A 21,892-nucleotide genomic window follows, 5' to 3' on the forward strand; every position below is an offset into this window, starting at 1 on the left:
CAGACGCCGCTGCTTTAGTTGAGAGATAATTTTTCGGTCATGTCAGGAAAGGTCGCGCGATTCGCGATTCGCTGCATATGGTGTAAGAGAAATCCCTAGTTTAGCTGTACAGCTAAACTAGGGATTTGGCCAAAACATGCGCTCTTGCTGCAGCGCTGCCGAGGATCGACCCAACAGTAAACACCGCTCGACGGCATACTTTGTAAACTGCGCGATGCCCACGGCCCAATCTCATATGATTTCACCAACCCGCCCATGACCACACCCATCCCCTTCATACCCGACCGCTTCAAGAACAACGCCGCTCACTACCTGAGCGGCCGCCCCGCCTACTCACCGCGCCTGATCCGCCGCGTGGCCGAAGCCTGCAAGCTCGACGGCACGCAACGCTTGCTCGACCTCGGCTGCGGACCGGGGCAACTCTCGCTGGCATTTTCATCATGGGTGGACTCGGGCGTGGCGCTCGATCCTGAACCCGAAATGCTGCGCATCGCCTCAGGACTCGGACTCGGCGTTGCCCCAAACATCGAATACCGGTTGGGCAGTTCCTACGATCTCTCGCCAGAGTGGGGCCGTTTTCAGATCGCCGTCATCGGCCGCGCTTTTCACTGGATGGACCGGCCCGATACGCTTGCGCGTCTGGACAAGCTGCTCGACCCATCGGCCGCCGTGGTGCTCTTCGGCACCTCGCACGCGAACGACGCGTCGACGCCATGGCTCGCCGCTTACCGCGCGTTGCTCGACGAATACGCGCAAACCGATCCGGCGCGCGAGCAGCGCAAGTCCGATAGCTGGGAGAGTCACGAATCCGTCTTGTTCAAGTCGGCGTTTGCTTCGCTCGAACGCATGTCGTTCATCGAGAAGCGTCGCGTCGCGCTAGAGTCTCTGATTGCGCGAGCGTTGTCGATGTCGAGCCTGTCATCGGAGCGCCTCGGTGCGCGGCTCGACGAACTGGTGACGCGTTTGCGATCTCTGCTTGAACCGCACGCCGCGGAGGGCTGGCTTGATGAGCGAGTGGAATCGATCGCGCTGATTGCGCGTCGTTAAGTTTGCGTAGAGGAGGGACGGATGCACCAGCGCGCCATCGAAGCGCTAGCGCATCCGCAAACCATGGTCTAGCCGCCCGAGGGCGACGTGTGGCCCAGTACGCCTGCCACGATCAAGATCGCCACCATTGCGACGGCTTCGACGGCCAGCAGCCGGTCGAAGCTGCGCTGCGCATTGCGATAGGCTTGTCCAGCACCGGTCACCGTGTGTTGCAAGCGCGGTAGGTGGATCATCCGGTTATAGGCACCGAGCAATACCGCCAACGTGACGAGTATCAGCTTGAGAGTCAGCACGCGTCCGTACACCACGTCGAGCAACGGCGTAGTCAGATGCGCCGTGTCCTGCGTAGCGTTATAGATGCCAGTCACGATCACAGCTGCGAGCGCGCCGGTTGCCAGATGCGACAGGTACGTGCGGAACTTCACGCGGTTGCCAGGCGCGACATCCGCCACCGCTGTCGCCGCTTCGGCACCTCCACACCACAACAGCGGCGCCGCGACAATCACACTACCTGCCCACAACGCAGTCGCCGCGAGATGCAGCACATGCACGGCTTCGCGCGGGGTGAAATCGCCTGCGTCCGCGGCGTGACTGGCTGCAGCTTTCCCCGCCACATAGACGACCATACCCGCTGCCGTTAGCCACCACGCTGCATGGCTATGACGCGCGCTGCCGAAACATGCGAGCACCACGCCGGCAAAACCCACCGACCACGCAATCCCGAAGTGCGATTGCGTCAGCACCGCGCCCATCACGGGACCAGCCTCACGCAACGGCGTACCGCTCATCACAGCAGCCTCCAGCCACAGGTACAGCACGCAGGCGAGCGAGAGTGCGCAGAGTGCAGCCAACCGCGAGCGTCCCAGCCCGGTAGCAGACGCCATGGCGCGGGTGTCATCCACCCGCGCCAGCATCGCACTGCATACGAGCGCCCCGACCGCCACCGCGAACAGCACGTCTTGCGCAGCTTCGACGACGATCTGTACGACGACGAGCGGATCCACCGTTACTTCACCGTGAAGGTGTAGTGGCCCTGCGTACGGTGGCCATCTTCCGCGACCGCCACCCACGCGACCGTGTAGTCACCCGGCGTGAGCGGGTTCAGCGCGACCGACATATGCTTCTTGTTCGCCGGATCGACCACGGCCTTCGCGCTTGTCACGGGCTTGCCCTGCGCATCGGTCACGGTGATCGCGCTGAAGGCCGGTTCGAGGCCATCGTCGAAATCGATCGCCACGTCCTTTTGCGAGGTGGTCACGGTGGACCCGGCGGACGGCGCCTGGTGAGTCGGGTATGCATGAGCGTGCGCGAGCTGTGCGACCGTCAGCGTCAGCGCGGCAACGAGGCCACGCGCCAGAGATGAGTTCAGCAGAGTGTTTTTCATTTAGTTGAAGAGCGGCTTGCCAAGAGAGTTAGGGAAAATGTCGTCGAAGTACAGGTGCGCATCGAACAGCACGCCCACGTAATTGCCGGTCAGGTGATTGACCGGAATCTGCGCTTCGATGCCGAACTGGCCGTAGCGGTTAAGCCAGAGAAAGCCCGGGTTGATGGTGCCGGTGGTTTGACCGGCACAAGCGCCCGCCGTACAAGTGCTCATCGGCGCTTCGACGACGAGCACCATGTTCTTGAAAGGCTGCGGAATGCCGAGATCCTTCACCTGGCTTTGCAGATACGGAATGCTGTATTGCAGCGTGAAGCCCCAGCCGAATGAATTCGGCCCGTTGGCGGACGACGCCGTGGTGAGGTTCGGTCCGAGTTCGCCGGTGATCGCGAACGGCCGCAGATAGCTGAGCGAGGTGGGCAGATCGCCGAAGCCCTTGCCGAAGTAAAAGTCCGGCGTGAACGTCGAAAACGAGTTCCCAACCGACCTGGAGCCCGTGCCGCCGATCTCCGCCTCAAGCCCGATCGACGCCATGAATTCATGCCGCGCGTTCGCGTAGAGCAGATATTTCGCGCCTATGGTCACGTTGTCCCAACCCTTCGTCGAGCCGCCGTTCGGGTCGTTCTGGCTGACGTAATCGCTCGAAACGCTGAAGGCCAGGTTCTTCGTGATCAGCTTGTCCCATTCATACGAGACCGTATTGACGTTCATGTTGTCACCGTTGTCGTCCGGACTCTTGATGTGACCGAACTGGGTGTCGAATTCATCCCCGACGCCGGGGTCGTCCACGGTCAGCGTGGCGGGAAAGACGCGGTCACCCACTACTGCGTGAGCAGAAGCCGCCGGTGAACCGGCGAGGCAGGTGGCGCCCGCAGCCGCCATCAAAGCGGCGCGTGCCGGCGCCGCGTGTCGTTTGAAAAACGTACGCATGATCTAATTCTTCTCCTAATTGTCTTGATGCTGCGCCGCGTGGTTGTGCGGCGACATCCCGCGACTGCTTGCGCAGCGCGGATGCGGTTCAGGTACAGAACACGTCAGGAGAGAACGGGAGGCGCGCGCGGCTGGGCCGCGGTATAAAAGAGGGGGACGTGGACGGCGTCGCGCGTGACGGGAACCGATGCGCGCGCAACCGATAGTTCGGCCACGAACACCGTAGCCGTGCCGGGCAGCACCGGCACGTGGGCCAGCATGCCGCAATACGCACAGGCCTGCCAATGCCAGGTAGGCGAAGGCGACGACTTGTCCGTCTTCTCGACCTGGCTGTTATCCGGGTCCGCCGAGCAGTAAGTGGCCAGCGCCTGGCCAAGTCTGTCGTGTGCCGCGAGCGCCTGCGAAACTGTCGGCGCAAGCGTGCTCATCAGGATTGCAAGCAATCCCAACAAACTGCCGATTTTCTGAAGGCGGAGGCGAAGCATGCTGTGCGTCGAGCATGAGAAGGGGCGATGATTGGCGCAGATTATGCCATGCAGGCGGCCGCGAACCTATGTGTAAACCACATGCCCGGCATCTTTACTCTGCGCATATTGGCAGCTGGCGGCAATGCGTCGCACGCGAGATGTGTGGCTGCCGCACGCCTGATGCAATTTCGTAGGAAGATTGCGATTTTCACCACGGTTCGTCTGATTCGGGAAGCGGCGCAGCGCCGTTGAAACGAGCAGAAATCTGCCTATAAGGGCATTCTGGGAATAAATCGCCGCGCGGCGACGTTAGCACTATTAGCTGCGATGACGTTGCATTCAGGCGTCGGCGCTTTTGCCCGGTTCACGGCCATTTAAATTTCAAAAAGCTTTCGCATAAGCGCACCTTTCGGACGGAATTACCGATGAGCACTCAGGCAAACTCTCCGCTAACCGACGCCAGCAGCGTGCAGGCGGTCTCTCACTACACCCGCACGGCAATGGCCCTGCACTGGATCATCGCGATCCTGATTATCTGCAATGTGGTGTTGGGGTTGAGCGCCGATTCGCTGCCCGACGACTGGGTGCGTCCGGTGGTCGACACGCATAAGTCGATCGGCATTACCGTGCTCGGCCTCGTGCTGCTGCGCATTCTGTGGCGCGTCTCGCACAAGCCGCCGGCGTTGCCGGCCGTGTTTCCCGCATGGGAGCGGATCGCCGCTCATGTCGCGCACTTTCTGCTTTACCTGTTGATGATCGGCCTGCCGCTGTCTGGCTGGCTGCACGACTCGGCATGGAAGGACGCCGCGACGCATCCGATGCGTTTGTTCAACCTGTTTCCGTGGCCGCGGATCGGCTACGTGATGAACCTCGATCCGACGCTCAAGGAAACGCTGCACGACCGCTTCGGCGCGCTGCATACGTGGCTCGGCTACGCGCTTTACGCCCTGCTGGCGATGCACGTAGGCGGTGCGCTCAAGCATGAGTGGATCGATCGCAAGTCCGTGCTAAAGCGCATGATCCCTTGAGGAACGCGTCTTCTCCAAACGACTCTGACCCACAAGCTCAACCATTCAACCACGCAGTACCGACAGATTCAGCCGCTATTTTGAAGAGAACTCTGGAACAAGCTTTGGCGCTCGCGTCGCCTCGTATCGTGCCTCGCCCGGCCACGTTGTTGAGCACGGTGATCCATCTCAGTGTCGTGGCGCTGTGGCTGCTGCTGTTCGCGCGGGCGTTCTTTCTGCAGGGCGTGGTGGCATGGTCGACGGGGATTGCGTACGTGCTTTACGACACCCTTCTGCTCGTATTCGTCGCAGTCAAGACGCTACCGCTCATGCGGCCGTTGGCACCGCTCGATCCGGCTTCGGATCGACGCAGTTTGCCCAGCATGGGCGTGATCGTCGCCTCGCATAACGAGGCAGCGGTGCTGCCCATCACGCTGGCTGCGTTGCTGCGGCAAACGCACGGCCCGGAGCAGATCGTGATTGCCGACGACGGCTCGACCGACGGCACCGCCGCGCTCCTGACCGGACGCTTCGGCCTGACGGCGGCGCCTGATGGCCACCTGAGCGCGCCGAGCTCGCTGCATCCGAACCTGTACTGGCTGCGCGTGCCGCACGGCGGCAAGGCGCGGGCACTGAACGCCGCCATCACCGAGATGACCACCGACACGGTCATGACCGTCGACGCCGACACGCTGCTCGACGACGACGCCACTTACGCCATGCGGGCGGCCTTCGCGAGCGAACCGAAGCTGGTGGCGGCAGCGGGCATCCTCGTGCCGGTCTGCGGCAAGTCCTTTTCCGGCCGCGTGTTCCAGTGGTTCCAGACCTACGAGTACATGCGCAACTTCATTGCCCGCTTTGCGTGGATGCGTGCCGACAGCCTGCTGCTGATCTCCGGCGCGTTTGCCTCGTTCAAGCGCGAGGCGCTGGTCGAGGTCGGCGGCTTCGACCCGCAATGTCTGGTGGAGGACTACGAACTGATCCATCGGCTGCGCCGCTATTCGGTCGATCACGGGCTCGGCTGGGATGTGCGCGTGGTCGGCGATGCACAAGGGCGAACCGACGCGCCCGGAACGCTCGGCAGTTTCCTGCGGCAGCGGCGCCGCTGGTTTGCGGGCTTCCTGCAGACGCAGTACTGGAATCGCGATATGACGGGCAACCCGCGCTACGGCACCCTCGGCATGCTGATGCTGCCGGTCAAGGCGATTGACACGATGCAGCCCATCTACGGGTTGACGGCCTTCGTGTTGCTGCTCGCTTTCCTCGTCGGCGGCCATGGGACGCTGGTGCTGTCGATTTTTGGCGTGATCGGCGCGAAAATCGCCATCGACCTGGCTTTCTACGTCTGGTCCATCGATCTGTACCGCCGCTGGACGGGTCAGCGCGTCGGCTCTAGCGTGGGATTGGCGCTGGTCGCCGCAATAGTCGAGCCCTTCACATTCCAGTTGCTCCGCCACACTGGCGCCCTGCTGGGATGGCTGCATTTTTTACGTGGTGGCCGCGTCTGGGGCGTGCAGCGGCGCTCAGGACTGGTCGCACCCGACGAAAGTTGACGGCAGGCGGGAAACCCCAGGTATTGTCAAAAACATCAATTGCGCACCTTCTAGTAGACTGACTCCCCATGTCGGCCCCAATCCTGTTGGGGGCCCATCCAGGTTTCAGACTATAAGGAGGCGTCGCCCATGCATGGAGTTCCTTCGCTGGATAGCAGCACTATCGATGCGCCTGTCGACGCTATTGCCGATGCATCTGACGAAGTATCTTCCGCGGCATTCGTCGAAGCGCGCCCTGACGCGCCTGTTCGCGATTTGCGTCGCGTTCCGATCCACCCCGATTACTGGTATCCGCTTGCCTGGTCGCATGAGGTCAAGCGGGGCAAGGCGCACGGCGTAACCTTCGCAGGCGAGCCGATCGTACTCGTGCGTACCGAGTCGGGCGTCACGTTTGCGCTGGAAGACCGCTGCGCGCATCGCCAGGTGCCGCTGCACGGCGGCGTGGTGGACGGCGAAAACATCCGCTGCTGTTATCACGGCTGGACCTACGATTGCACGGGCCGTTGTGTCGATATTCCCTATCTCGGCCGTGAGCGGCTGCCCAACGGCGTGCGCTCGTACCCGTGCCGCGAGGAACAAGGGTTGATCTTCGTGTTCCCGGGCAATCCAGCGCTGGCTGAGGAGCGCCCGTTGCCGCCGCTCGCCTCGCTCGGCGACAAGGCGTACAAGACGCGCCGCTTTGGCCGCGAAGTAAAGTGCCACTATTCGTTCATGCACGAAAACCTGATGGACATGAACCATCAGTTCCTGCATCGCAAACAGATGGGGCAGATGCGGGCGCGGTCGCTGGGACGGCGTCGCGGCGAGGGCTGGGTCGAGGTGGACTACACGTTCGCGCGGATGGCCGGCGAGCAGCCGATCGGCGAAGCGCTGGTCTTCGGCCAGAGCCGTAAAGGCACGCAAGGCGCGGACAAGGACGTGATGACCATCCGCACCGAATATCCGTACCAGACGCTGCAGATCCGCACGTCGGATTCGACGCTCGTGATGAACCTGTGGATCGTGTATGTGCCGGTCGATAGCGAGCAGCGCGTCAACCGCACCTTCGGCCTGCTGTCCATCCGCAAGCCGGGCATTCCGGTCCTGCTCGATATGGCGTGGCCACTGCTAGTGTGGTTCACCGAGCGGATTTTCAAGGAAGACCGCTGGATCGTTGAGCGTGAACAGGAAGCGCACGATCGCCAAGGGGCGGACTGGAACCACGAGGTGTTTCCGGTCATCAACGAACTGCGCGCACTGTTGCGCGAGTGCGGCGCGCCGCCGGCTGCGGGCCATTTCAAAGGTGTGCGTATTGGGCCGGCCGAAGCAACGACCTAAGGCGACGGCGGGCTCATTCGCTTTCCGCGATGCCCGCCTTGGACAAGCCTGATTCACTCTCGGCGCGGGCTGTGCGTCTGCGCTGCAGCCATGGCTCCGCAATCGACGCCACAGCGCCGATTGCGCCCATCGTCAGCGAGAGCGTCACGATCAGCAAACCCGTATGGGCGCGGCTGGCGAACACCCCTACCAGCAATCCCGCCAGTGGCTGGGTCATGTTGTTCAGCAGGATGATGACGCCCGTGGTTTTGCCGTAGTCCTGGGGTGGAATGATCTTTTGCCGGGCGCTTCGAATGTAGACGTTGAACATCTTGTCGAAGCCGGTGATCAGCACGAAGCCCACCGCGTAGCCCCACGGGCCTGGGCTCGCGCCGGCCAGCACGCCTCCCAGGCAGATTGCCAGAAACGCCAGCAGACCCAACGTTTTCCTCGAAAACGAGGCGCGGGCGATCGTCACCAGAATCAAGACGGTGGCGATTGCGCCGATGGTTTGCAGCACCGCGTAAAAGCGTCCCGATTGATGATGGATGCCGGTGACCATGGCAGCGGATGTGGCCAGCGTCACGCCGATGACCAGGTTCTCGGCGGCGGCCAGCAGAATGACCTTCTTCAGACCGGGTAGGCGCACGACATGCTGTACTGCGGTTCGCAGCGGTTGGGTCCAGTGGCCTTGGGGCGGTTCTGCTGCGATAGCCTGAAAACCGCTCATGCGCTGCCACAACACAAACGACGCGTCGGCGATCAGGAACAGCACTCCGGTGGTGACCACGACGAACTCCCAGCGCCACCAGCCGAGCAGCAGCGCCGCTGCCATTGGGCCAAGTACGACGCCGAGCTGATCGGCCAATTGGGAGACCGCCAGCACGCGTTCGAACTTATGCGCTTTGAAGATTTGCGGCAGCATGACTTCGCGGGCGACGAAGCCTTGGCTCGTCAGGATGCCGCAGCAAGCGGAGAGCGCAATCAGCCAGCCGATTCCGCCGAAGGCCGCGTAACCGACGACCCCTGCGATACAGACGACGGCACGGTAGGTCTGGCTGATACGCATCAGCTTGAGTGGGGAGAAGCGGTCGCTGAACGCGCCGAAGAGCGGGAAGAACAGATAGCGCGGCAGCGCTTCGACGAAAAAGGCGATACCGGACCACGACACTTTCTGGGTCGTCTGGAATACGACTAGTGGTACCAGGAACAGCAGAATCTGGTCGGCCAGCCGTGCAAAGAAAAGCGAGCAGAAAAATGCCTGATGGTTGACGCGCACGGTTCTTTACCTGTTGGTCACGGTGCTTCGCAGGGGTGGCGGGAGCGTAGCGGGCAGACTGAAGGATAACCGGTGTTAGCGTGAGTTATCATAGGCGCCTACGCGACTGGCGAGAGAAGATGGATCACCATCGGGAAGCGTAGAGGTCGCACCGCCGTTCGCCTGGGCATCTTGATCGTTCTCTTAAGGAGACTTCCGATGACTGCCCCGAGTATTGCCCTTCCCCTCGCTTCATTTCTATTGCCCGCATGTCACCGTCTGCGCGGCGTCGTATTTCCCCGGTATTGCGTCCATCTTTTGCAGCGTAGCGGCTATTACAGCGCGACCATCGTGTGGAGCTGAGCCATGAACAATCCTCTGAATTGTGTGATCCTGGACGGCAAGGCGCTCGCCGCTTTGGGCGAACAGTCTTTGTCCGCACGCGTAGCCGCCCTCAAGACAAACAACGGCGCCCAGACGCCCATACTCGCTACCATTCTGGTCGGTGACGATCCGGCCTCCGCTACCTATGTGCAGATGAAGGGCAACGCGTGCCGGCGCGTCGGGATGGATTCGCGTCTGGTCAAACTGCCTGCCAGCAGCACCACGGACGAGGTCCTCGCCGAGATCGAAAAGCTCAACGCCGATCCTAACGTTCAAGGGATCTTGTTGCAGCATCCCGTGCCCGCTCAAGTCGATGAACGCCGATGTTTCGATAGCATCTCGATTCTCAAGGACGTCGACGGCGTGACGAGCCACGGCTTTGGCCGCATGGCGCTGGGCGAACCGGCGTTCGGCCCCGCGACGCCAACCGGCATCATGCGGCTGCTCGCGCACTACAAGATCGAGCTGGCCGGCAAGCGCGCGGTCGTGGTGGGCCGTAGCGCGATCCTCGGCAAGCCTATGGCGCTGATGCTGTCGAATGCGAACGCGACCGTCACCTTGTGTCATTCGAAGACGCTTGATCTCGAGGCCGAGGTACGCCGCGCGGAAATCGTCGTGGGCGCGGTGGGCAAGCCGAGGTTCATCCCGAGTCGCTGGATTAGCGACGGTGCTGTCGTGATCGATGCCGGCTACCATCCTGGCGGTGTCGGCGATATCGATCTCGATGGGCTTACGAGCCGCTGCGCGGCAGTGACGCCAGTGCCGGGCGGCGTGGGTCCGATGACGATCGCCACGCTGATCGCGCAGACCGTTGATGCCGCCGAGCGGGCAATGCGCGGCGAAGATTAGCGCGGCGAAGGCTAGCTCGCAGCCCGCCAAACCGATTGACCAAAAAATAGACGCGCGTTAGCATCATTCTATGAACGCCTCCGCCCTCTTCCTCGTCCGCTGCAAACACGCATGCTGTCAAAGCCTGCCAGAGGGAGCTTGCGTCTAGCGCGTCGGTTTGCGTCACGTTCAAGCTGGTTCCTGATGGCCACCCGTTGAAAGACTGGTGGCTTTTTTGTTTTTCGCCTTCCAAACCATACGGAAACTTCGATGTCTCTCGCCCTGTACGACACCTGGTCGCGCACTGTGCGGCCGTTCACAGCTCTGCAACCCAGTCACGTGGGTCTGTATTGCTGCGGACCTACGGTGTACGACCATGCGCACATCGGCAATCTGCGGACATATGTTTTCGAAGACGTGCTGCGACGAGTTCTTGCGCTAAACGGCTACAAGGTGCGGCACGTCGTCAATATTACTGATGTCGGCCATCTTGTCTCCGATGCCGATGAAGGTGAAGACAAGATGGAAAAGGGCAGCCGTCGCACGGGCGAGTCTGCATGGGAGATTGCGGAACGCTACACGCGTGCGTTCATGAGCGACTGGCGGGCGCTCAACCTGCTGGAACCCACGCTGTGGTGCCGCGCGACGGACCACATCGCGGAGCAGATCGCTTTCGTTGCCGAACTGGAACGCACCGGTTGCACATATCGGACGAACGACGGTGTGTACTTCGACACGAGCAGGCAGGACGACTATGGCTATCTGGCGCGTCTCGATCACGCCGGTTTGCAGGCTGGCAAGCGCGTTGCGCTAGGAGAGAAGCGCAGTGCGACGGATTTTGCGTTGTGGAAATTCAGTCCACCTGGATCGACGCGGCAAATGGAATGGGACAGCCCGTGGGGTCGCGGTTTTCCGGGTTGGCATATCGAGTGCTCGGCGATGTCCGCTAAGTACTTGGGGCCTTGGTTTGACATTCATTGCGGTGGCGAAGATCACATCGCCGTGCATCACAGCAATGAGATCGCGCAGACGCAAGCTCGACACGGCACGCGCTCAGCCAACTTCTGGATGCATGGACACTTTCTGACCTTGGATGCCGCCAAGATGTCCAAGTCGAGTGGGGACTTCTTGAGGCTGCAGAGCTTGATCGACCGCGGGATCGATCCTTTGGCCTACCGCTATCTTTGCCTTGGTGCGCATTACCGTAGCAAGCTGCGTTTCAATCATGAGGCACTTGAGGCCGCGCAGGCGGCGTTGGACAGGCTGCGCAAAGCCTATACAAGCTGGCCCGTCAGCGGCACTGCAGATGAGGATTTTGTGGCGCGCTTTAACGCAGAGGTCAATCAGGATCTGAATCTTCCGCGGGCGTTGGCCGTGCTGTGGGAACTGGTCAGGAGCGAGCTGCCCGATGAAACACGTCGGGCCACCGTTGATGTCTTTGACGCGGTGCTCGGGTTGCAGTTGGCTGAGTGGCGGGCGGATACGTTCGAAATTCCAGCGGATGTTGCTGACCTGGCGCGTCAGCGTGGGGAGGCACGCGCACGCAAAGATTGGCCCGAGTCGGACCGTTTGCGCGAGGTATTGAGAGCGAAGGGCTGGCAGATCGAGGACGGTGTGGATGGACAGCGTTTGAGTCCGCTGGATGCTAAAGGCGCTTAGAGAGCGCAGCGCAAAACCAGGCTCTCGCGACACCGCTTAGCAAGTCAACTGTATGCCGACTACGCTACGATAAACGCCGAACGTTGCGCTCTCCCTCGCCGCTTTTCCGGGCCACACAAAACAACGCCTCTAGTGATGCTTCGTACATGAAAAACGCTCGCACCTTCTTCGACCAGATCAATCAGGATTATCTGCAGATTCATCGGAAGGAGGGCGAGCTTTTCTGGCTGACCCACACGGGCCAGAGCGATGAACATGACGCGCAGCGTGCGGCTGGTCTTGCACGCAAGACCTTCCTCGCCGACTCTCGGCTCCTCGCGCAGACCAGAGAACATCTTGCGAGGGTTGAAGCCGCCCAGCAATCCGCTGAGCGCGATGCGTTGGTGAGCGGCTTGCGCGGCTGGGTCGCCGCATTCGAAGGCAATGCGATGGGTAGCGAGCGTGCGTCTACCTTACTTGCCGAACTGATCGCAATGGACGCCGATCTGTTTGCGCGCCGCCAAGCCTACAAGATGCATCACATCGGCGCGTCGGGCCGCACTGAAGAAGCTTCGCCCGCTGCGTTGCGTTCAAACCTCGCGTCAAACCCAGACGAAGCCTCGCGCAAAAGCTCACACGAGGCACTGTCTGGACTCGAACGCTGGGTGCTGGAAAACGGCTTTCTCGAGATCGTGGCGAAGCGCAACGAATTGGCGCGTGAACTCGGATATCGCGACTTCTTCGATTACCGGTTGCGCACCAATAGCGGTATGAGCCCGGAACAGCTCTTTGCGATCTTCGATGAATTTGAACGGAATACGCGCAATACGCATTTTGCTTCGATGGATCGCCTCGTCAGCGAGTACGGCGACGAAGTCTTGCAGCCGCACAACCTGCCATTCAGAGTTCGCGGAGGCGCCGCGCTAAAGGCGGATGCTTACTTTCCCTTTAGCAAGGCGTTGGAGCGTTGGGCTGAATCGTTCCGGCGTCTTGGCGTTTCGTATCGCGGCGCACGCATCGAAATCGATCTGCTGGACCGGCCGGGGAAGTTCACTACCGGCTTTTGCGCGTCGCCCGTAGCCAGTTATCACGACGACACGAACGGCTGGGTGCCTGCCGACGTCCGCTTCACCTCGACGGCCCGTCCGCAACAAGCGGGCGCAGGGCTGCGGGGGATCAACGTGTTGTTTCACGAAGCGGGACACGCCGCTCACTTTTCGAACGTTGCGCTCAATTCGCCGTGCTTTTCGCACGGCTTTGCCCCGACCACACCCGCATACCTCGAAGCCCAGGCAAAGTTCTTCGAAGCGTTGCCGGGTGACCCTTGCTGGATCCGACGCTACGCGCGCAACGCGGACGGCGAACCGATGCCTGACGAGATGATCCGCGACCGGGTCGAGTCGAACCGGGCTTTCCTCGCTTACAACGAACGGCGCGACCTGGTGCCGACTTACTTCGAGCAGGCCCTCTATGCCATGGACGATGCAGAGCGCACCACGGAGTCCGTGCTTGATCTGGAGCGCTCGTTGACGCAGCGCATGCTCGGTGTTTCGAGTAACACCGTCTATGTGCTGGGTATGCCTCACCCCATCTATCACGACATGGCCGTCTACTACCATGGCTATCTGCTAGCGAAGATGGCCGCGTCGCAGACCCGCGCTTATCTGACTCGCACGCTCGGCTATATCGTCGATAACCCAAAAGTGGGCCCCTTGCTGGTGAAGCATTGCTGGTCTGCCGGCAACAGTCTCACGCTCGATCAAACGCTGCGCAATATGACCGGGGAGGGTTTGACGTCGGCTTATCTGGCAGATGAATGCAACCGTTCACCGCAGGAAGCTTGGGCACTCGCGCAGGAGGCCATCGAGCGCACGGATCGGGCACTCGCAGCGCAGGCCGAAGCCGGTGGGGATCTGGATGCATCGATTTCGATCGTGCACGGTGCGCAATGCATTGCGACCAATGAGGAATCTTTACCGGCGATGTATGCGACATTTGAAGCGTGGATCGAGGATATGGCGACACACGACGTCACATAAGACTTGTGCCAATCTCAATGATCGATTATAAAAACATATCCCGACCACAAGTCGGGACACACCTTATCTAACGTTCACTCGCGGAGGATGCTATGTCACCGTTAAACGTAATGCCGCACTGATTTACCTCATCCCCTCGCAGCACGCGCAGCTTTTCATACGCTCGCCACGGCTGCTTCGAGCATTTCGCCGTACCTGTTCTCGCTTCTTTCCCTCGCTTCACTCCGCGCCCGTCGGCCTTTCGGTGTTCTCCAGAGCATCGCTGCTGCATTTCGCGCTATGGAGCTTTCGTGAGCCTGCATCGGGCGTTCCTCCGCCTCGATCGCGCTGTTCGTAAGCCACGTCGCTTAAACACATAGCCTGGCCAAAGACGTACCAAGGCCGCACCGCTCGCGTGTATGCTGGATTCGTTCGTGATCCCTGTCCGGGTCGCGTGGATTCGTGCGTTCGCGTGTGGCCTTCGATACGCACTGCAACCCGAATTTCCTATCGACAGCGAAGCAGCGATGAAACCTTCATCTACCTTATCGGCCACCGAACGTCGTCGTCCGACACGACGGCACGCCGCTCCACGCGTGCCCGAGCGGCCTGGTCTCGACGCACTCGAAGCGCGTTGGGCAGAGCATTGGCAAGTGCACCAGCTCTATGCCTTCGACCGCAATACACCGCGCGAAGGCGTGTTCTCGATCGATACTCCCCCGCCCACGGTGTCCGGCTCGCTGCATGTGGGGCACGTGTTCAGCTATACGCATGCCGACATCATCGCTCGTTATCGGCGCATGACAGGCAAGAGCGTGTTTTATCCAATGGGATGGGACGACAACGGCCTGCCCACGGAGCGGCGCGTCGAGAACTTCTATGGCGTGACGTGCGATCCGGATGCGGCGTACGAACCGCACTATGGTGAGCCTGCTACGCCCGCCACGCGTCGCTCGGAGTTTGCGCGGATCAGCCGGCGTAACTTCATCGAACTTTGCCATAAGCTGACCGCCATCGACGAACGCGCGTTCAGAGAGCTGTTTGTGCGTCTCGGGATTTCGGTCGACTGGAGTTTGACCTACGCCACAATCGACGATCGAGCGCAACGCACGAGTCAGTTGGGATTCCTGCGCAATCTGCAGCGAGGCGAGCTGTACAGTCAGGACGCACCATGTTTGTGGGACGTGACTTTCCAGACGGCAGTTGCACAGGCTGAACTCGAAGACCGTGAGCTTGCAGGTGCGTATCACGACCTGCGTTTCGTCGATGGTCTAGGCAATGCGTTGATCATCTCTACGACGCGCCCGGAGTTACTGCCGGCTTGTGTCGCTTTGGTGGCGCATCCCGATGACGAGCGCTATCGCCATCTCATTGGAACCAAGGCGCGCGCGCCCCTCTTCGATATCGAAGTGCCGGTGCTGGCGCATCCGCTCGCTGAGCCTGAAAAAGGCACCGGACTGGCGATGATCTGTACGTTCGGCGATGTCACCGACGTGATCTGGTGGCGCGAACTCAATTTGCCGACACGCTGTGTGATAGCCAAAGACGGTCGCCTGCAGAGCGAGACGCCAGATTGGCTCGCATCGCCGCACGCCCGAGACGCTTATGCACGCCTCGCTGGCGCAACTGTTCCGCAGGCACGCAACCGGATGGTCGAAATGCTGACGGAAAGCGGCGATTTGCTGGGTCCGCCGCGACCGCTTAAGCACCGCGTCAAATACTTCGAGAAGGGGGACCGTCCGCTAGAGATCATCGCAACGAGGCAATGGTATCTGCGTAGCGGCGGGCGCGACAATATGCTGCGCGAGGAACTCCTTGAGCGAGGCGCGCAGATCTGCTGGCATCCAGGGCACATGGCCACGCGCTATGGCCACTGGGTCACAGGCCTGAATAGCGATTGGTTGATTAGCCGCCAACGGATCTTCGGTGTGCCGATTCCGCTTTGGTATCCCCTCAATGCAGCGGGCGAACCGGATTACAGCACGCCGATATGTCCGGATACGGCGTCATTACCGATCGATCCGCGCTCACATGTGCCACCGGGTTATACCGAGGCGCAACGCGGCCAACCGGGCGGTTTCGTGGGAGAAGCGGACATCATGGATACATGGGCAACCAGTTCGCTGACGCCGCAGATTGCAGGCGGTTGGGAGCAGCCCGACGGATGCTTTGCGAATATCTTCCCGATGGACCTGCGTCCCCAGGGACATGAAATCATCCGCACGTGGCTGTTCTACACGGTGGTGCGGAGCGGCTTCGAAGCGCAGAGCGGACCTTGGCGGCACACGATGCTTTCCGGTTGGGTTCTCGATCCGGATCGCAAGAAGATGTCGAAATCGAAAGGTAACGTGGTTACGCCACTGTCGCTGCTCGATACTTACGGCTCCGATGGTGTGCGTTACTGGGCAGCGTTGGGCGGTCCGGGTACGGATACCGCTTTCGAAGAGAAGCAGATGAAGGTGGGCCGTCGGCTTGCACTCAAGCTGTTGAACGTTTCGAAGTTTGCGCTGGGCTTCGATGGCGAGCCGGATGGCGCCATCACGCATGGACTCGACCGCGCCATGATGCTGCGTCTTACCGCTGTGGTTGAGGATGCGACGGCTGCGCTGGAGGCGTTCGAGTACAACCGGGCCATCGAACGCATCGAAGCCTTTTTCTGGTGGTATTGCGACGATTACGTCGAACTTGTGAAGGGCCGGGCCTATGGCAGTGGATCGCAAGCGGCGTCGGCACGCAATGCGCTGGCGGCTTCGCTTTCTGTGGTTCAACGGCTGTTGGCGCCGTTTCTGCCATTCGTCACGGAAGAGTGCTGGTCGTGGGGGATGGAGGGATCGGTTCATACTGCGCCGTGGCCTACGATGGATATGTACTTCGGCGCGTCGAGCCGCTCGAAAGACGATTCGTTTGATGAGCTCATCTTTGCCGCTTCCGAAGTGCTAAGCGCGATCCGCAAGGCAAAATCCGAGGCTAAGTTGTCGATGAAGGCCGAGGTCGAGCGGGTCTGCGTGGAAGGCCCGGCGGCCTGCCTTGAGCTGCTTAAGATCACTGAAAGCGACTTGTGCGACGCCGGGCAGGTCAAGCGATTTGAAATGAGTGAAGCGTCCGCATTCGGCGTGAAAGTGGAGCTATCCTAGCGAAGGGTTGCGAAGAGGTACAGTCGTGTTATGTATAAAAACGCTGCGCCGCCTCGCGCCGATTCCGATCTTTAGCAGCATTGAACAAGCCAACGGGAGAAATACGTGGACATCTCCATGAGCCGGTTAATACTCTACGTGCACGATGTCGAAGCACTGAAGTCTTTTTACGAAGCGCATTTCGCGTTACCCATCGTTGAAGAGATTCCCGGCGAATGGGTTGTCCTCAAAGCGGGTGCGATTGAACTCGCGCTACATCTTGTGGGTCAGCCGTATCGCAACACGATGGCTAAGCACGTTCACTCGAATGCCAAGATGGTCTTCTCTGTGCCATCGGGATTGAATGCGTTGCGCGACAAGTTCGTTGCAGCAGGCGTCAACATGCGCGAACTGAAACGGTACGAAGGTTTCCCCTATTTGCTTTGCGACGGAGAAGATCCCGAGGGAAATGTGTTCCAGTTATCCCAGGCGGACTAGCGGCCGAGCCGCGTCCGCATCCGAAACGAGTAGCCGGGTTGGAGTTCATCGGGCAGAATCTATTGGATGCGCACGCGGTTCGCCGCAATGCACTGGCATCCACACTCTGGAATCAAACATGTACCCATCAATCGAACCCTATAAGCACGGCTTTCTCGATACCGGTGACGGTCATCAGGTGTATTGGGAGTTGTGCGGCAATCCGAACGGCAAGCCGGCGGTGTTTCTTCACGGCGGCCCCGGCGGCGGATGCAGCCCGGAACATCGTCGCCTGTTCGACCCGGCGCGCTACAACGTGATGCTGTTCGATCAACGCGGTTGCGGCCGCTCCAAGCCGCATGCGAGCCTGGACAACAACACGACCTGGGACCTGGTCGCGGATGTCGAGCGCTTGCGCGAGATGATGGGCGTCGAGCAGTGGCTGGTGTTCGGCGGATCGTGGGGCAGCTCGCTCGGTCTGGCGTATTCGGAGACGCATCCGCAGCGGGTCAGCGCGCTGATCGTACGCGGCATCTTCACGATGCGTCGCGCCGAACTGCTTTGGTACTACCAGGAAGGTGCGTCGTGGTTGTTCCCGGACTTGTGGGAGGGCTTCCTCGCGCCGATTCCTGTCGAGGAGCGCGGCGATCTGATGGCAGCGTATCGTCGCCGCCTGACCGGCACGGATGAGGCCGCGAAACGGGAGGCCGCGCGCGCATGGAGCTTGTGGGAAGGCCGCACGATCACATTGCTGCCCAGCCCCGAACTGGAGGAGCATTTCGGTGAAGACGATTACGCGCTCGCTTTCGCGCGCATCGAAAATCATTACTTCGTCAATGACGGGTTTGTGGAGGAAGGGCAGTTGCTGCGGGACGCCCATCGCCTCGCCGACATCCCCGGCGTGATTGTGCAGGGGCGGTATGACGTGGCGACGCCGGCGCGTACCGCGTGGGATCTCTCCAAAGCCTGGCCGAAGGCGGACTTCCAGCTGATTCCGGATGCGGGGCATGCCTACAATGAACCGGGCATTCTAAAAGCGTTGATCGCAGCGACAGACCGGTTTGCACGCTGAGCGGACTTAAGCCGAAAGCAGGTGTGCGCTGTCCATCGATGGCGTCGGACAGTGCATAGCCGGCCGTAAGCAGAAAATTCACTCTGCACCAGGAAATCCAACATGGCGGAGCGGCACGAATGAATGCATCGGGGGTCTCATATCAAGTCGTCAGTCCTGCTGACCAAGACGCTTACAAGCAGTTCATGACCGATTTGTTCGATGAAGAACTGGAGACATTGCCAGATCGGTTGGCGACCGTCAGCGATCAACAGTGGGCCGAGTTCATCAAGCGTCGCGCGGGCGAGCATTCGGTGTTGTACGTCGCGCGGCACGAGGGACGACTGGTAGGCGGGGGCGGTGTCGGGCGGATCGAACAACCGAGCCGCGAACACACGGTGGGGCTAGCGCTCAACGTCGCGCGGGAGTATCGCGGTCAGGGAATCGGTCGGGCATTGTTAGTGCATACGCTCCTATGGGCCGCCCGCGCTCCGTCTGTTGAGCGCATCGAACTTGAGGTAACCGCGAACAATGCGTCGGCGATTCACCTTTACCAATCGGTCGGCTTTGTTGTGGAAGGCGTGAAGCGCGATGCATTCAAGAAGGGCGAGCGCCTGATTGACCTTGTGCAGATGGCCATAACAGGACACGACGTGCGATTGCCGAAATGCTAAGGATCGCGCTCGCTGCGCAACGGCCTCAGGTTGCCTGATCCCGTTGCGCAGTGAAGCCAGAAAGTCGCAGGACTTTTTCTACTTCGCCCTCGCACGAATCAACCGAACCCCCCAGCCGGTGCGAATGGTCCCATCGCTCTGTTGCAAGCCGCTTAGCGCTTCCAGAAGCTCCTCCCGAAAGCGTGCCTTAGCCGGCTCGGATAGCCGGTCGATAGTGTAGGTTTCAGTCAGCGACTCCCAAAGCTCGTCAGGCTTTGGTTCCCAATCCACATCCAGATCTTCGAACTGCAGGTTTTCAAAGTCCCTCGAGAGCAACTCCGTCCATCCCTCTACGGTGTGGGTGCGTGCATCGCCGAACGGCAACGGCGACGAATCTTCCCTGAGAATCGGCAGCAGAACTTTGTGCAGGACCTGATTCGCCTCACCGAGCAGAAACGCTCGCCCAACTACGGTCGCAAACTGACCGTGCGGACGAAGCACGCGGCGGACCTCCTTGATAACCTGCTCGACGTCATCCATCAGCATGATGGCCATGTGCGACAGTAAGCAGTCGACACTGCCCGTTTCGATGGGCATTTCCTGCGCACGCTCTTTTAACAACTCGACTTCCTTAGGGAGCGTTGCTCGTGCGACGTCCAGTTCGCCCTGACTCATGTCTACGCCAATCAGCCGCAGCGACGACTGTTGCCGGTCCGACAGCAGCTTGAGCAGATATCCATCGCCGCAAGCGAGATCGAGGACGGTCAGCGGCGCAGCCGATGCCGGCACGCACCCAGCAAGCGCTGCATAAGAGGATGCATATTCGGCCACGCTCGAGCGGGCACGAAGGTGACCGAATGCTGCGCTCGTGGCGCCGGCCTGACGTTGATGGAAGTCCTGCAGATACGACTCGACGGGGGATAGCACGCTCATGCGATGAGACTCCACGGAAATATGCTTGATGCTTGGTCGACGGAAGCGATCGGGTCGAGCGGTGGGCAATTATCGACCACCTTCGACTTTCAGATCACCATCATTATGCGGTGCGCAGTTGCGCCAGCTCTTCCGATATCAGCTGACCCAGCGCAGCGATATTCCGTTCAGTACGATCAGTCAGTGGCATGCCCATATTGAGCCGCAAACAATGATTGAGACTGCCGTCGGTGCAAAAAAGCTGGCCTGGCGCAAAAGCAATACCAGCCGTTAGCGCTCTGCGCAACAAGGCGACGGAATCGAAGCCGCGCGGCAATTCCACCCATAGCCAATGGCCGCCCGAAACTGCATGGCTACAGGCTTCCGGTGGAAAATGACGTTGCACGGCTGCCCGGTACATTTTTGCATAGGCTGCCAGCGTCTGACGCAAACGTCGCAAGTGCGGCTCGAACAGACCACTGGCCATAAATGCAGCCAGCGTGTGCTGAAACAGCGGCGCCGGCTCCGGCATAAATTCAAGCTCCCTACGCAAGTTAGTCACCGCGAAGCCCAGAGACATGCCGGGGCTAATCAAGTCGCTCAGGTTCGTGATGTAGTGAACCAGTCCGTCTTGATCAAACGCCTTGAAAGGCAACGGACGGCTCTTGCCGAAATACAGCTCCCCGTTGTGGTCGTCCTCGATAAGCGGCACGCCATACTTTGCAAGCAACCCGACCGTGCGGCGCTTCGCGTCGTCGCTCATGAGTCCGCCGGTGGGATGCGAAAAATTCGCGGAGAAGATACATGCCGCCACCTTCTCCCTTTTCAGCACGAAATCGAGTGTATCGGTGGAAAGACCGTGCTCCGGATGGGCCGGTATTTCGAGCACATTCAGTCCCATCGCATCGAGGTCCCATAACAGCCTCATGGAGGTTGGGGAAGCAATCGCCACTGTATCGCCGGGTTTGATTAGCACTCGCAACAACGCGCGGTGGCTGAATTTCCCGCCAGACGTGATGGTGATGTCTTCAGTCCGCCAGTTGAGGCCCATCAACCGTCCCCGGCGTGCCAGCTGTTCAGCGAGCGGCGATTCGGCGCACATGTCTCCCAGGGTAAAAAACGAAGGATTACGGCGGGCTTGCGCTGTCATGATGCGTTGCAGGGCAACGACCGGATACAACTCAGGATCTATCACGGCAAACAACATGGGCTGTTCGTGAACGTGCAGCCGGTCGAGTTCTCGTAGCAAGGCGCGTTGCGCTGGCAGTGCGGGTTGTGTGGCCACCTCGGGCCGAGGCTGAGACGGCTGGCCAACAATTGCCTGACGTTCCCGAACGTAGAAGCCTGGACGCGGGCGCGCCGCGATCAGGCCGGCGTCTTCAAGCAAGTACAGGGCATGCGTGACCGTGGCGCTGCTTCCCTTGAAGCGCGAGCATAGGGCGCGGATGGATGGCAACTTGTCGCCCGGGCGAAATTCACCTGCGCAGATTTCTGCGTGCAATTGGCTGGCAAGTTCGCCATAACGAGTCGTTCGGTCCCACATCCGCCGTCCACCTGTTTTGGAAGCACAACCAATTCTAACAGTGCCCAACGCCGGTAAAACAGGCCTCGACTCGAAGTAAGGCGCGTCACCCAGCAGGCATCTCAACTGTACCGATTGACCAAGGGATACAGACAGGAAAAACGACGCAGTGCGCCGGTTCAGATTGCTACGCCTGGTCCTATCGCGCGGCCTTACCGATGCGCAGAATGATCCCATGACACCTTCCGGGGATATTCACAATGAACCAGCAGCCACTTTGTTCAAACCAGGACCACGCAACACTGGAAGATCCAGTCCGGGAATGTCTGCATCAGGCAGCCCGATTACTGCGACTCA

At 60.4% G+C, this 21,892-nt stretch carries 19 protein-coding genes and 1 riboswitch; of the genes, 12 read left to right on the forward strand and 7 right to left on the reverse strand.

The annotated features are described in order from the left end of the window. Positions 1-255: 255 nt before the first annotated feature. Entirely contained in the window at positions 256-1,047 is a 792-nt protein-coding gene (locus tag BUS06_RS24325) for a class I SAM-dependent methyltransferase (protein WP_074266975.1), read from the forward strand. Between the two features lie 68 nt (positions 1,048-1,115). On the opposite strand, the gene BUS06_RS24330 is transcribed toward BUS06_RS24325, so the two are convergent. The 4 genes from BUS06_RS24330 to BUS06_RS24345 all read right to left on the reverse strand — a co-directional run bounded on the left by BUS06_RS24330 (position 1,116) and on the right by BUS06_RS24345 (position 3,843). Next, positions 1,116-2,051 carry a copper resistance D family protein gene (locus tag BUS06_RS24330; RefSeq protein ID WP_074266976.1) on the reverse strand — a complete coding sequence of 312 codons (936 nt, stop codon included), beginning with the start codon at positions 2,049-2,051 and terminating at the stop codon, positions 1,116-1,118. A gap of 2 nt (positions 2,052-2,053) precedes the next feature. Continuing rightward, positions 2,054-2,431, reverse strand: coding sequence for a copper resistance CopC family protein (locus tag BUS06_RS24335; protein WP_074266977.1), 378 nt, complete (start codon positions 2,429-2,431; stop codon positions 2,054-2,056). Next, on the reverse strand, positions 2,432-3,358 hold the full coding sequence (locus tag BUS06_RS24340) for a transporter (protein ID WP_074266978.1): 927 nt from the start codon (positions 3,356-3,358) through the stop codon (positions 2,432-2,434). A gap of 104 nt (positions 3,359-3,462) precedes the next feature. After that, positions 3,463-3,843: a DUF2946 domain-containing protein gene (locus BUS06_RS24345; protein WP_074266979.1), complete on the reverse strand. Its 381-nt coding sequence runs from the start codon at positions 3,841-3,843 to the stop codon at positions 3,463-3,465. Between the two features lie 27 nt (positions 3,844-3,870). On the opposite strand from BUS06_RS24345, the gene BUS06_RS24350 reads away from it, so the two are divergent. From BUS06_RS24350 to BUS06_RS24365, 4 genes are all read left to right on the forward strand, one after another. Beyond that, positions 3,871-4,077, forward strand: a complete 207-nt coding sequence (locus tag BUS06_RS24350; RefSeq protein WP_074266980.1) for a hypothetical protein — start codon at positions 3,871-3,873, stop codon at positions 4,075-4,077. Positions 4,078-4,250: 173 nt separating this feature from the next. Next, on the forward strand, positions 4,251-4,853 hold the full coding sequence (locus tag BUS06_RS24355; RefSeq protein ID WP_074266981.1) for a cytochrome b: 603 nt from the start codon (positions 4,251-4,253) through the stop codon (positions 4,851-4,853). Positions 4,854-4,933: 80 nt separating this feature from the next. Then, a complete protein-coding gene (locus BUS06_RS24360; protein ID WP_074266982.1) occupies positions 4,934-6,385 on the forward strand; it encodes a glycosyltransferase family 2 protein in 1,452 nt (483 codons plus the stop codon). Between the two features lie 129 nt (positions 6,386-6,514). Next, a complete protein-coding gene (locus BUS06_RS24365; RefSeq protein WP_074266983.1) occupies positions 6,515-7,702 on the forward strand; it encodes an aromatic ring-hydroxylating oxygenase subunit alpha in 1,188 nt (395 codons plus the stop codon). A 13-nt stretch (positions 7,703-7,715) separates the two neighbouring features. Here the strand turns inward: BUS06_RS24365 and BUS06_RS24370 are convergent, their stop codons facing one another. Continuing rightward, on the reverse strand, positions 7,716-8,960 hold the full coding sequence (locus BUS06_RS24370) for an MFS transporter (RefSeq protein ID WP_074266984.1): 1,245 nt from the start codon (positions 8,958-8,960) through the stop codon (positions 7,716-7,718). Between the two features lie 92 nt (positions 8,961-9,052). Beyond that, a riboswitch (ZMP/ZTP riboswitch) is annotated at positions 9,053-9,135 on the forward strand. A gap of 170 nt (positions 9,136-9,305) precedes the next feature. On the opposite strand from BUS06_RS24370, the gene BUS06_RS24375 reads away from it, so the two are divergent. The 7 genes from BUS06_RS24375 to BUS06_RS24405 all read left to right on the forward strand — a co-directional run bounded on the left by BUS06_RS24375 (position 9,306) and on the right by BUS06_RS24405 (position 19,122). Continuing rightward, positions 9,306-10,172 (forward strand): tetrahydrofolate dehydrogenase/cyclohydrolase catalytic domain-containing protein, encoded by an 867-nt coding sequence (locus BUS06_RS24375; RefSeq protein ID WP_143787649.1) that lies wholly within the window; start codon positions 9,306-9,308, stop codon positions 10,170-10,172. 249 nt (positions 10,173-10,421) lie between these two features. Beyond that, on the forward strand, positions 10,422-11,810 hold the full coding sequence (gene cysS / locus BUS06_RS24380; protein ID WP_074266985.1) for a cysteine--tRNA ligase: 1,389 nt from the start codon (positions 10,422-10,424) through the stop codon (positions 11,808-11,810). Between the two features lie 146 nt (positions 11,811-11,956). After that, the gene (locus tag BUS06_RS24385) at positions 11,957-13,828 is read left to right on the forward strand and encodes a M3 family metallopeptidase (RefSeq protein WP_074266986.1); all 1,872 of its coding nucleotides are present in this window, start codon (positions 11,957-11,959) and stop codon (positions 13,826-13,828) included. A 506-nt stretch (positions 13,829-14,334) separates the two neighbouring features. Further along, complete coding sequence (valS, locus tag BUS06_RS24390; protein ID WP_074269262.1) at positions 14,335-16,941, forward strand: valine--tRNA ligase; 2,607 nt, start codon at positions 14,335-14,337, stop codon at positions 16,939-16,941. Positions 16,942-17,046: 105 nt separating this feature from the next. Continuing rightward, on the forward strand, positions 17,047-17,418 hold the full coding sequence (locus BUS06_RS24395; RefSeq protein ID WP_074266987.1) for a VOC family protein: 372 nt from the start codon (positions 17,047-17,049) through the stop codon (positions 17,416-17,418). Positions 17,419-17,536: 118 nt separating this feature from the next. Beyond that, positions 17,537-18,469, forward strand: a complete 933-nt coding sequence (pip, locus tag BUS06_RS24400; protein WP_074266988.1) for a prolyl aminopeptidase — start codon at positions 17,537-17,539, stop codon at positions 18,467-18,469. A gap of 119 nt (positions 18,470-18,588) precedes the next feature. Next, a complete protein-coding gene (locus tag BUS06_RS24405) occupies positions 18,589-19,122 on the forward strand; it encodes a GNAT family N-acetyltransferase (protein ID WP_074266989.1) in 534 nt (177 codons plus the stop codon). A 78-nt stretch (positions 19,123-19,200) separates the two neighbouring features. Here the strand turns inward: BUS06_RS24405 and BUS06_RS24410 are convergent, their stop codons facing one another. Both BUS06_RS24410 and BUS06_RS24415 read right to left on the reverse strand, forming a co-directional pair. Beyond that, the gene (locus BUS06_RS24410; RefSeq protein WP_074266990.1) at positions 19,201-20,034 is read right to left on the reverse strand and encodes a class I SAM-dependent methyltransferase; all 834 of its coding nucleotides are present in this window, start codon (positions 20,032-20,034) and stop codon (positions 19,201-19,203) included. A 103-nt stretch (positions 20,035-20,137) separates the two neighbouring features. Continuing rightward, on the reverse strand, positions 20,138-21,556 hold the full coding sequence (locus BUS06_RS24415) for an aminotransferase-like domain-containing protein (protein WP_074266991.1): 1,419 nt from the start codon (positions 21,554-21,556) through the stop codon (positions 20,138-20,140). Between the last annotated feature and the right edge of the window lie 336 nt (positions 21,557-21,892).

It is taken from the genome of Paraburkholderia phenazinium (assembly GCF_900141745.1).
Classification (GTDB): Bacteria; Pseudomonadota; Gammaproteobacteria; order Burkholderiales; family Burkholderiaceae; genus Paraburkholderia; species Paraburkholderia phenazinium_B.